At 59.7% G+C, this 11397-nt stretch carries 9 protein-coding genes; 6 read left to right on the top strand and 3 right to left on the bottom strand.

Annotation, left to right across the window (positions count from 1 at the left end):
- Nucleotides 1–30: 30 nt before the first annotated feature.
- On the bottom strand, nucleotides 31–975 hold the full coding sequence (locus ASD70_RS19860) for a LysR family transcriptional regulator (protein ID WP_056847236.1): 945 nt from the start codon (nucleotides 973–975) through the stop codon (nucleotides 31–33).
- A 155-nt stretch (nucleotides 976–1130) separates the two neighbouring features.
- On the opposite strand from ASD70_RS19860, the gene ASD70_RS19855 reads away from it, so the two are divergent.
- Nucleotides 1131–3446: a TonB-dependent receptor gene (locus ASD70_RS19855; protein WP_056847235.1), complete on the top strand. Its 2316-nt coding sequence runs from the start codon at nucleotides 1131–1133 to the stop codon at nucleotides 3444–3446.
- Here the strand turns inward: ASD70_RS19855 and ASD70_RS19850 are convergent.
- Nucleotides 3417–4604: a CynX/NimT family MFS transporter gene (locus ASD70_RS19850; RefSeq protein WP_056847234.1), complete on the bottom strand. Its 1188-nt coding sequence runs from the start codon at nucleotides 4602–4604 to the stop codon at nucleotides 3417–3419. The genes ASD70_RS19855 and ASD70_RS19850 overlap by 30 nt on opposite strands.
- Entirely contained in the window at nucleotides 4591–5052 is a 462-nt protein-coding gene (locus ASD70_RS19845; protein ID WP_046070386.1) for a nucleoside deaminase, read from the bottom strand. Before ASD70_RS19845 ends, ASD70_RS19850 begins: the two co-directional genes overlap by 14 nt.
- A gap of 104 nt (nucleotides 5053–5156) precedes the next feature.
- On the opposite strand from ASD70_RS19845, the gene ASD70_RS19840 reads away from it, so the two are divergent.
- From ASD70_RS19840 to ASD70_RS19820, 5 genes are all read left to right on the top strand, one after another.
- Nucleotides 5157–6008 (top strand): LysR family transcriptional regulator, encoded by an 852-nt coding sequence (locus ASD70_RS19840; protein WP_056847293.1) that lies wholly within the window; start codon nucleotides 5157–5159, stop codon nucleotides 6006–6008.
- Between the two features lie 234 nt (nucleotides 6009–6242).
- A complete protein-coding gene (locus tag ASD70_RS19835; protein WP_056847233.1) occupies nucleotides 6243–7055 on the top strand; it encodes an energy transducer TonB in 813 nt (270 codons plus the stop codon).
- A gap of 48 nt (nucleotides 7056–7103) precedes the next feature.
- Nucleotides 7104–7826 carry a MotA/TolQ/ExbB proton channel family protein gene (locus tag ASD70_RS19830; RefSeq protein ID WP_108240736.1) on the top strand — a complete coding sequence of 241 codons (723 nt, stop codon included), beginning with the start codon at nucleotides 7104–7106 and terminating at the stop codon, nucleotides 7824–7826.
- Between the two features lies 1 nt (nucleotide 7827).
- Complete coding sequence (locus tag ASD70_RS19825) at nucleotides 7828–8229, top strand: ExbD/TolR family protein (protein WP_046070389.1); 402 nt, start codon at nucleotides 7828–7830, stop codon at nucleotides 8227–8229.
- A gap of 206 nt (nucleotides 8230–8435) precedes the next feature.
- Entirely contained in the window at nucleotides 8436–11381 is a 2946-nt protein-coding gene (locus tag ASD70_RS19820) for a glycosyltransferase family 32 protein (protein WP_082561450.1), read from the top strand.
- The last annotated feature ends 16 nt before the right edge of the window (nucleotides 11382–11397 follow it).

Here is an 11397-nt window from a genome sequence, read left to right as displayed (position 1 = left end):
TGCATGGGGCTTGCCCGCGAAGGCGCCGGTTCAGACAGCAATATTTTCAAGTGTGCAAATGTCTTCATCCAGCTCATCAATCTGCTTGATCTGCTCAATCATCGCCTCCGCCAACGGCGACAACCGATACCCCGCACGGCTGACAATCCCGTAGCGGGTGTAACGCTCCTCCAGGTTTTCATCCAGCCCCTCAATTCTCAGGCACACCAGCTCACCCCGTGCCATATGCAGCACATCACTGTTGGCGCTGACGATGCCGATGGCGTCCGAACGCAGCACCACGCCCATCAGGCTATAGCCGTTTTCACATTCCACACTGGGTTGGTAATCGGGCCGGCCGCTGAGGTCGACGATGACTTTGCGCAGGTTAGGCGGGCGGATGGTCACGGCCAGGGGGTAGCTCATCAGCTCGGCGGCGCTCACGCTGTCGCGCCCGGCCAAGGGGTGGCCGGCACGGCAGCAGAAATACCAGCGGCGTGGGCGCAGGCGGTGGGTGTGGTAGTCGGGGTTGGCTTCGAAGTGGCGGGTGTCGGCAACGAAAAATTCGAACTCTTCGCCGAGCAGGCGCTTGTCCAGGCTTTGCCAGTCGTCCACCTGGAACTGTACGCGGGCCTTGGGGTAGCGCCCGATAAAACTGCCGATGGCGCGGGGGATCAAGCCACCTGCCGGCGCCGGGCCGCAGCCGAAGCGCAGCTCACCGGCTTCCAGGCCGTTGAACTGGTTGATCTCGTTGGCCAGTTGCTGGGCGCCGCTGACCAGCCGCCGCGCATGTTCGAGCAATACCTGGCCTTGCTTGGTGGGCGCCAGGTCCTTGCGGCCGCGGTCCACCAGTTGGCAGCCAGCACTGTGTTCCAGGGCCTGGATGCTGCGACTGAACGCTGACTGCGACAGGTTCACGGCCACCGCCGCCGCGACAAAACTGCGTTGTTCGGCAAGGGCGATGAAGTGGCGAAGCTGGCGCAGATCGATATGCATTTTTCACATTGAAAATATCCGGGAAATGCATTGGCTATGCATTAGGTCGACTCCTTATAAAGGCTATCTCTTATGCAGTAAATGTTCGTTAAAACATAAATAAATAACCTTTAGGAATATCTGCCGATGGATATCTCCGGGTTCTGGAGCCGCTTATGAGTCTGTTCAAGTCATTGCCCTTGGCTGTGTTAGTGGCCGGTAGCAGCAGTTGGTCGCCGACCCAGGCCGCAGAAACCCCTGCGCCTGCCAGCAAGGGCGACAGCGCCAGTGGCCAGTTGGAAACCGTCACCGTGACCGCCAGGCGGCGCACCGAAAGTGCCCAGGCCGTGCCGACGCCCATGAGTGTGGTCGGCGGCCAGGCGCTGGAGACCCAGCGGGTGTACCGGATCCAGGATTTGCAGCAACTGGTGCCCAGCGTCAACGTCGCTTATATGCATGCGCGTCAGTCCAGCGTGTCGATCCGCGGCCTGGGCAACAACCCGGCCAGCGATGGCCTGGAAGGCAGCGTGGGGCTGTATATCGACAACGTCTACCTCGGACGCCCGGGCATGGCGGTGTTCGACCTGATGGACATCGAGCAACTTGAAGTCCTGCGCGGCCCCCAGGGCACCTTGTTCGGCAAGAACACCACCGCCGGGGTGATCAATATCAGCACCCGCGCACCGAGCTTTACCCCCGAACGCAGCATTGAAACTTCCTTGGGCGAGGACGGTTATTTCCAGACCAAGGGCACGATTTCAGGCCCACTCAGCGATGACCTGGCGGGGCGTTTCTCGGCCTATCGCACGCGCAGCGACGGCGATATCAAGAATGAACACGACGGCCATGACCTGAATGGCGGCTCGCGCCAGGGCTTTCGCGGGCAATTGCTGTACAAGCCCAACGAGGCGTTCAACCTGCGCTGGATCGGTGACTACAACGAAGAGGACTCGAGCGCCGGCACCCGCGTGCTGTACAGCACCGGGCCGACCATCAACGGCACCAACCTGTATCAATCGCGCGCCAACGCGGCGGGGGCGACCCTGGTGGATGGTACCCATCGCAAGGTCAACCTGGACAACGACCAGCACGTCACCGTGTTCCAGGGCGGCACCTCGCTGGAAGCCAACTGGACGCTGCCGAGTGACTTCACCCTGACCTCGGTGAGTGCCTACCGTTGGTGGAATTTCACCCCGCGCAATGATGACGGCCTCAACGTACCGGCGTCGTATAACGCCGGGGTGTCGGTGGAAGATAAACAATGGTCCCAGGAATTTCGCCTGGCATCGCCTACGGGGGGCTTCTTTGATTACGTGCTCGGCGCCTACTACTTCGGTTCCGACCTGGATAACAAGTCCTTCGCCTATTACGGGCCCAAGGCCGACATCTGGAATGGCACGCCAACTGGCGCGTTGAGCAATGTGAGCAGCGTCGGCAACGGGCATATCCGCACCGACAGTTTTGCGCTGTTCGCCCAAGGCACCTGGCACCTGACCGAGCAGCTGGATTTCACCGCTGGCCTGCGCGGCACTTATGAGGAAAAAAGCGCCTGGGTCACGCGCAATGCCCCGGTGGGCGGCGCCGCCGTGACCGGCGGTGCTGCAACGGCGCGGCGTGGGCGTACCGGGGCATATGACTCCGGCGACCTGACTCAGTACAGCACCACCCCGTCGGGGCTGCTGAACCTCAGTTATCACTTCAATGAAAGCTTGCTGGGCTACGCAACGCTGTCCCACGGCGAGAAGTCCGGCGGGGTCAACTTGGCGGTGGGATCTGCGCCGACGGCCGGGGCCGACTCGCTGCTGATCGGCACCGAGCGCGCCAACAATGCCGAGCTGGGTTTCAAGAGCACCTTGTGGGACCGCCGCCTGCAGCTCAATGCCAACCTGTTCTGGACCCAGGTCAACGGCTACCAAACCAACGCCTACGATCAGGACAACCGCGTGCAGTACCTGACCAACGCCGGCTCTGTACGCTCGCGGGGCGTGGAAGTGGAAAGCACCCTGGTGCCGATCAAGGGCCTGACCCTGAATATCAACGGCTCGTTCAATGACGTGAGTTACCTGTCATACAAGGATGCGCCATGCCCGCCGGAAGTCAGCCTGCGCCCGGGTGCGCCGGCGTCCTGCGACTTGAGCGGCCATCAGGTGGTGGGTGCGTCAAAGTGGATCGCCAATGCCAACGGCGAGTACAAGTGGAACCTGGCCAACGGCTTCGAACCCTACGTCACCGCCAGCTATGCGTTCCGCTCCAAAGCCGTGGGTACGGTGGAAGATTCCGATTACGGGCAGATCCCGGCCTATGCAGTGGTCAACTTATCTACCGGCCTGCGCGGCAACTATGACCAAGGGCAGTGGGATGTGTCGCTGTGGCTGAAAAACGCCTTCGACAAGACCTACTACACCACACTGTGGACCGGCGGTAACGGCGGCTATGAAGGTTTGCTGGGCACGCCGCGCACCCTAGGCGTGACTGGGCGCTACGACTTCTAGGTCGGTGCGATAGGTGGCCGGGCTGAACACCCGTGTCACCAGCAGCATCGCCACCACCGTCACGGTCAACACCACCCAGGCGCTGATAAACGTGCCGGTGAGTTCGCGCAGCCAACCGGTCAGCCATGGCGAAATCGCATTGATCAAAAAGCCCACGCCTTGCACGAACGCCGCCAGTTGCCCGGCTTGGCGAGGGTCGCGATGGTGGTCCAGGGTCAGCAGCAGGCTCAGGGCGAAACACGCACCCAGGCCAAAGCCGATCAGCGCCACCCACAAATGCGGGAATTGCTGCGGCGCCATCAGCAGGCCGAGGTAGCCGACAGTTTGCGCCAGCAGGCTGATGCCCAGCAGTGGGCGTCGGTCGATGCCGCGTTGCGCCAGCACCGGCATCAGCAGTGCGGCGATCACCTGGAAGATGGTCATGAAGGCCAGCAACGAACCGCTTGGCAGCACACCCCAGCCCAGTTGCTGATAGTAGGCGGGCAGCCACGCCACCATGCTCATGTAGCCGCAGTTCACCAGGCCGAAATACAGCGCCAGCAGCCAGGCGCGACGGTTGCGCAAGCCCTCGAACGCGGGGGCCTGCTGCAGATTTCTGGCGGCGCCCAGCGGCAACCAGGCCCACAACAGCAACGCCCCCAGCGCCGGCAATAACCACACCCCCAAGCCTGCCTGCCATTGCTGGAAATGCGTGGCCACCACCGGGCTGAGCAGCGCCGCCAGCCCACCGCCGGCCATCAGTGAGGCCGAATACACGCCCATCGCCACCGGCACGCGGTGATGGAATTCGCGCTTGATCATCGCCGGCACCAACGCCTGGATCAGTGCCACCCCCGCGCCGCCGAGCAAGGCGGTGACCAGCAGCGCCGACGCCAGGCCCATCAGCCAGCGCGCCAGGCACGCCAGCAGAATCATCATCAAGCCCAGGGCGATGCCGCGACGTTCGCCCAAGCGGGCTTCCACGCGCACGCCCACCAATGCCACCAGGCCCATGCATATCACCGGCAGGCTGGTGAGCAAGGCGCTGCTCTGGAAACTCAGGCCGGTGGCCTGGCGAATCTCGCCAAGCAAAGGGCTGATGGAACTGAGGATGGGGCGCAGGTTCAAGCCGAGCACCACCAGCAGGCCCCAGCCAGCGAGGGATTTATTCAGGGTCATGCAGGGTTTTCCACTGGTGATACAGCGCGGTCATGCTGGCGTCGGGCAGGTGCTGGATGGGCAGGCGCTGCGACTCAATGGGCAGGCCGACCTGTTGGCTGATCGCCGCAGTGGACAGGCCGAACGGTTCGGCCATGGCGTTGCTGGCGGCAAACACCACGCGCTCCACGCCACACAGGTACATGGCGCTCAGGCACATCGGGCAAGGCTGGCCGCTGGCGTAGATCACGCAGCGGTCCAGGCGTGCGCCGAGTTGCTGGCTGGCGGTGCGGATCGCCAGCAGCTCGGCGTGGGCGGTGGGGTCCTGGGTCAGGTGGATCTCATTCACGGCTTCTACCAGCACCTTACCGTGGCGCGTGAGCACCGCGCCGAAGGGCCGGCCGCCTTGGGCAACGTTGGCGCGGGCCAGGGCGATCGCGCGTTGCAGGTGTGATTGATCGTTGGTCATGCAAGCCCCCAGGTGCGATGAAAGGTGAAGTATGGTCAGCCACCGGGGTATGCTGAAATTAAATATAAACATGCCAATCAGTGGCAAACGTAATGGTGACGCCTTTGTTCGATCCCGTGTTGTTGCGCAGCTTTGTCGCCGTGGTGGACTGCGGCAATTTCACCCGCGCCGCCGAGCGCCTGCATTTGACCCAGTCCACCGTCAGCCAGCAGATCCGCCGCCTGGAAGACGCGGTGGCGTGCCAGTTGCTGGACCGCGACCAGCGCCACGTGGTGGCCACCGCCGAGGGCGAACGCTTGCTAGCGTATGCGCGCCGTATCCTGGCACTGCACGAAGAAGCTGCCGACGTGTTGATCAACCAGCAGAGCGACGGTGTGCTGCGCCTCGGTGTGCCGGAGGATTTCGCCGCCGAGCGCCTGATGCCGCTGCTCTCGGCGTTTGTCGTGGCCTATCCACGGGTGCGATTGGAGGTCACCAGTGGCCTCGGCCCGGAATTGCAGCGCCAGTACCGGGGTGGGGAGTTCGATGTGTTGTTAGTCAAGCAGATGGGCGACAGCGACGACTGTGTGGCGTCGTGGCCGGAACCCTTGTATTGGGTCGACAGCCTGAGCACCCCGGCGCTGGGCCGCGACCCACTGCCGCTGGTGGCCTTTCCAGTGGGCGGCCTGTACCGCAATGACATGCTCCATCATCTCGAACGCTGCGGTTGGCGCTGGCGTATCGGCTACTCCAGCGCCAGTCTGGCCAGCGTGTGTTCGGCGGTGGCGGCAGGCCTGGGCATCAGCCTGTTGCCGGAGCGGGTGCTGCAACCGGGCCATCGCATCCTCGGCGCCGAGAGTGGCTTGCCCGCGGTTCACGGTGTGCGATTGGCGTTGTATGGCCGCAATGGCTTAGGCGCGGCGGGGCAGACGCTGTTGGACGAATTGCTGGCAATGTGTGGAGGGAACCCGCACTGAGCCATACCTTTGTTGAATATTTTGTATGCCTGGAAAGCATTGAAAAACAGCGGCTTGGCGCTAGGCCACGCACGACGTGGCTTTGAGGTTGTCAGCGATTTTCTTTATGTGTTTTTGATCTATCTATAACTTTAAAGATTACTTTAAGAGATAAGTGTCAGGCCCCGATGATTCAGCCCTCGACGGCCGCTCCTGCAGGCCCGTCGGTTTTTTAAAGCCGTAGGGAGTGAATCAATGGGCAATGTCCAGACCGCCGCCAGTGCACATGAGGCGCCATGGCGCCAGGCACCGAGTGGTGAGTTGGTCGACCTTGGCCGACCGCATCGCGCGCCATTGGGGCAATTGCGCTTACAAAAGACGCCGAAGCGTTTCTCGAGCCGTCGTGAAGGGCTCCTGCTCGGGTTACTGGTATTGGCGTTGCACGGCGCAGTGATTTATTGGGTGAGCCAGAAACCCACCCCGGTGCTGCCGATTGTGCCGCCGGAAATACCGCCGATGACCATCGAGTTTTCCCAGCCGGCGCCGCCGGTGGTTGAGCCGCCACCGCCCGTACCGCCACCCCCGCCACCGCCCGTGGTCGAGCCACCGCCGCCGGTTGTGGATGAATTGGCGGCCAAGCCGGCGCCGCCCAAACCGGTTCCAAAAGCCAAACCCAAGCCGGTGCCTAAACCAGAGCCCAAGCCGGTACCCAAGGCCGTCGAACAGCCACCTGCACCGCCAACGCCAGCGCCACCTGCTGCGCCCGTACCAGCGGCACCAGCCCCGGTAACGCCCGCGTCGGCCAACGCCGCGTACCTGAAGAACCCGGCGCCGGAGTACCCGTCACTGGCTCAGCGTCGCGGCTGGGAAGGCACGGTGTTGTTGCGGGTGCATGTGTTGGCCAGTGGCAAGCCGGGTGAGATCCAGGTGCAGAAAAGCAGTGGTCGCCAGCAACTGGATGATGCCGCATTGGCGGCCGTGAAGCGCTGGAGTTTCGTGCCGGCCAAGCAGGGCGATGTGGCCCAGGACGGCTGGGTCAGCGTACCGATCGATTTCAAGATTCATTAATTATTCGGCCGCGGTGTGCTTACGCCGCGACCTGCACAGAGGGAAAACATCATGGCATTAGCATCTCCACTTGAATCCATCGAAAGCGCGGTGATCTGGCTGCTGGTGGCCTTTTCAGTTGCCACCTGGGGTTTGGCCTTATTGAAGGGTGTGCAGTTCGGTCGTCTGAAGGCCCAAGATCGCAAGTTCCACAAACAGTTCTGGGCGGCGTCGAGCCTCGACTCGGCCGCTGAACTGGCCGAGACCCAACCTGGTGCGGCCGCTCGCGTAGCCCAGGCCGGTTATGCGGCGATTCAGGTGGGTGATTCCACCCACGCTGCGGATTTGAGCCAGGCGATCAACCATCAGGACCGCCTTGAACGCGCGCTGCGCCAGCAGATTGTGCGTGAGCGTCGCTCCCTGGAAACCGGCCTGGCGGTAGTCGCCAGTATCGGCAGTACCTCGCCGTTTATCGGCCTGTTCGGCACCGTATGGGGGATCATGGAAGCCCTGAAGGGCATCAGCGCTGCCGGGTCCGCCAGCCTGGAAACCGTGGCGGGGCCGATTGGCGCGGCGCTGGTGGCGACCGGCGTGGGGATCGCTGTGGCCGTGCCTGCGGTGCTGGTCTACAACTATTTCCTGCGCCGCCTGAAGCTGACGGCCGCAGACCTGGATGACTTTGCCCACGACTTCTACAGCCTGGCGCAGAAGCACTCGTTCCGCGTGCTGCTGCATCCGGCATTGACCAAAGCCAGCGCCGTCAGCCCGCAGAAAGTCAAGGAGGCGTCCTGAGATGGCCTTCTCCACGCAGGACAGTGATGAGGTGCTGAGCGAGATCAACGTCACGCCGCTGGTGGACGTGATGCTGGTGTTGCTGGTGGTGTTTATCGTCACCGCGCCACTGTTGACCAATTCGATCCCGATCAACCTGCCCAAGACCCAGGCCGTGGCGCCGGTCGAGCAGAAAGACCCGTTGGTGGTGAGCATCGACGGCGGTGGCAAACTGTTTATCAACAAGGACGAAATCCAGCCGGACCTGCTGGAATTCAACCTGCAGGCGGCCAAGGCCAAGGACCCCGATGTGCGGGTGCAACTGCAGGCTGACGATGGGGTGAACTATGGCGAAGTGGCGCGAGCCATGGCTTCGATTGAGCGCGCAGGGATTACCAAGTTGTCGGTGATTACCGCTCGTTAGTTTAACAAGCCGCAATAAGTTTTTTGGGCCGTTTCCTTGGCAGGGTGCGGCCTTTTTTTTAACTGGATTATGTGAGCTGATGTGTTGTTTCTTGATGTTGTTTCGGTAAAAACTGTACATGTTTTTTAGTTTTTCAGAGAGTGCAATTTTCCGTGATGTAATTATGCTCTGCTGTACAGGGAGTTATTATATTTATGGAGAAAAGTATGACTATTGGTTTTCCTGCTCATCACGTGAACACGCGTTTTGATTCGAGCGCGCAAGTATCACAATCGCAACCAATACAAACTGTCACTTCACCCATGGCGTCAGGTGCGGCACATCCTTTGGCCAACGCCTGGACCCGCCGTTCTGGTTCTGTAAAACGTGAAATCTCTGCGCAAATAGCGCAATCGGTCGGTCTCTCCCGTGGGGCGGACGCTGGCCGTTCAACGCCGAGGCAGAATGTTGAAATAGAGACGTACATAAAACAACATGCAGACGACTTTGTTTCACCCGAGAAAGAAATTTCAACTATTCTCGCGGCTAAAATCAAACAGAGTTGGGGGGTAGAGGTCGATCCGGACAAAACCTACCTTGTGACCTTCAAGAGCGACAGTGAAGATGAAAAAGATGTTGTAGAAAAAATAACCCTGACACAGGCAGCATTAAAGAATAGGCAAGATACACCGATTGAAGATGACAAAGGCTGGTTTCGAAAGTTTGCCCAGTACTTTTCGCCCTTGGTATATGGCTACAACAAAGTAGACGAACTCATACGGTCTGCGAGCAGCCGACAAGCCATCTATCGCGAACCGCAGCCTCCCGAAACTGCGCTTTATACTGCGGCTACCAAGGTTTCGATCCCTGTCAGTGGCTTCAAGGCGCTGGTATGGGATACCGAAAGGACCCAGCTCTACAAAGGCACGCTTGATGGGTTCTGGGAAAAGCACACGGGTTCTTATGCATCCTTGAGCAAAATCGCCTTCGTCAAGGCGATCAATCTACAGCGTCTGGAGGGTACGCTCGATCCTGTCGAGGCAGATCTGGCCCAGCGAGCCTTGGGGCCTGTCGCGCGGAAGGCGTGGTCTGAGCTGACGCTCGGGGATTTTGCCCATCCTGCGGTCAAGGATCCGAATCTGGACATGGGTTTGCTGAGCATCAACGGTTTGCAGTCCACGGACCTGATGTTTGTGACAGATCGGCACACGCAGCTGACGTTGCTGTACATCCCGGGTAATTCGTCGCCGATACACCGTTTCGATAATCCCGGGCAAATGCGAACCTGGCTCGCCATGCAGGCGTCTGACCCGGTAAAACGCGAGTCGCTGTTGACGCACTTTTCCCTGAAGGATCAGGCCCGCAAAGCGTTTTCGGATGGTGTACGGCAAACCCTGGAGGGCTTGGGCAACTGGTCCGATGCCCAGGCGTCGGGAAATGCCTTCCTGTCTGAGCTTAATGGTTGGGTGCCGGAACGCTTTATTGCGCTCGACCCGTTGAGTGGCGATCCTTTCCAACAAGTCATGGTCCGGCAGAAAGCGCGTTCTTACTCGGATGCCGATAACGCAATCGTCAGCGACAGTGACTACACGAAGAACAAAATAGCCCAGGGCGTGGAAGAAGCCGTAAAAGCGGCAATGTTCATGACGCCCCTGGCGCTGGTGATGCCGGAAGTCGCGATTGCATTGGATGCATTCTACCTGGCTGCCGGTGCGACCCAAGTGGGTATTGGCATCGATGACGTTGCCAAGGGCAAGGCTTCGGGCACTGACCGTATTGTCTTTGGTGTCTTGAACGCAGTGCCGCCACTGGCCGGCCATGCAGGGGCACCGCTTGCCAAGGCGCTGGCAACGGCAAAGGCCGGGCGCAACGAAGCCAGCCAATTTGTGGCGGCGGGCATTGATGCCGGACGCCAGGCGCCCACTCGGTTAGCTGACCAGCGGCCTGCGTTCCTGAATCCTCCTCAGCGTATCAATGGCCAGATCGGGTATCCGATGAGCCCGCTGTCGCCGCCCTCGCTGCTTGATGAGTTCACCATGCCCATGGACGACGTTTTTAAGATGGGCTCCTCGGAACATTATCGTGTTTTCGTAAATGGCTACTCAAATGAGGTCAGGTATGACGTAGCCGCAGGCCTGTGGCGCGGAGTCAATCATGACGGCACGGTCAATGACATTTTCTATTGGCGCGAGGGTGAAGGCCGATGGGCCTCTGGTACTAGGAGCGAAGCGCTTGCAGGCAGACAAAACGCGCCCGTCGCCACCGAAAACAAAACAGTCAGGTTCCCAAGCTTGCCGCCGTTACCATCGAACGTTGCGCCGCTACCGAAAGTGATTCACTACTTTTGGGCTGGAAATGAAATGCCGGAGCATTTAATCCAAAATATTCTCGAAAACTCGAGAAAGAGTCCTGGGTATAAATCCATCGTTCATGTAGATGCTAATAATGCACGGGTGCTTGAGAGCATCACGTCTGCTCTGGATCATAAGGTGGGCGGGCTGGAAGTCCACGACTTGAAACAAGATGAAGCTTTTCAGGCGTTTAATGCGAGCCAGTATGCAGAAATGTATCAGTATTTTCGCTCAGGCCAAGGGCAGAACCTCGCAGCGTCATCGGATGTGATGCGCGTCGTCTTGATAAAAAAGCACGGTGGCATCTACCTGGATACGGATGATTCGCTCACTGTCAATGTGGGTAATGTCGAACTCAATGCCTCACCCACTGATATTTTGATGAATGCGCCTGTTAATTATGAGCCCGCGGATTTTCAAGGCTTCAATACCAGTAACTTTTCCAGCCATGCGGATAACCCATTGCTTGAGGAAATCCTGGAGCAGTCTTATAAGCGCTTCAAGGAAAATAAACCTTGGTTGGATACGCATCGTCCAATGCTTGACGCTCATTCAACCACTGCCGAGCGGCAAGCTTATAAAAACTACGAAAAGAAAATTTTCGAGATTACCGGGCCTAAACTCTTTGCTGATGTGCTGGGTGAAGCAGGGTACGGCTTTTTCCCTACTGTGAATGACTTGGTAGAAGCGGTAAATACGAACGTGGTGCTGCCGAGAAACTATGCAGCACGCTTGAGTGAATCGCAGGGGCATTACATGGCGATGCGTCACAAGCTTGACGTCGAGATCGGGGGAGAGCACTCCATGGCTCATTCGCGCTGATGCCGAGGAGCCTCTG

Origin of the sequence: Pseudomonas sp. Root569 (assembly GCF_001427465.1) — a bacterium.
In the GTDB taxonomy this organism is placed as follows: domain Bacteria; phylum Pseudomonadota; class Gammaproteobacteria; order Pseudomonadales; family Pseudomonadaceae; genus Aquipseudomonas; species Aquipseudomonas synxantha.
This window is presented reverse-complemented; position numbering and strand designations above follow the sequence as displayed.

Bases quoted from the DNA above. Each gene is read 5' to 3' on its own strand.
- ASD70_RS19860 (WP_056847236.1), bottom strand. From the start codon at position 975: ATGCATATCGATCTGCGCCAGCTTCGCCACTTCATCGCCCTTGCCGAA.
- ASD70_RS19850 (WP_056847234.1), bottom strand. From the start codon at position 4,604: ATGACCCTGAATAAATCCCTCGCTGGCTGGGGCCTGCTGGTGGTGCTC.
- ASD70_RS19825 (WP_046070389.1), top strand. From the start codon at position 7,828: ATGGCCTTCTCCACGCAGGACAGTGATGAGGTGCTGAGCGAGATCAAC.
- ASD70_RS19845 (WP_046070386.1), bottom strand. From the start codon at position 5,052: ATGACCAACGATCAATCACACCTGCAACGCGCGATCGCCCTGGCCCGC.
- ASD70_RS19835 (WP_056847233.1), top strand. From the start codon at position 6,243: ATGGGCAATGTCCAGACCGCCGCCAGTGCACATGAGGCGCCATGGCGC.
- ASD70_RS19820 (WP_082561450.1), top strand. From the start codon at position 8,436: ATGACTATTGGTTTTCCTGCTCATCACGTGAACACGCGTTTTGATTCG.
- ASD70_RS19855 (WP_056847235.1), top strand. From the start codon at position 1,131: ATGAGTCTGTTCAAGTCATTGCCCTTGGCTGTGTTAGTGGCCGGTAGC.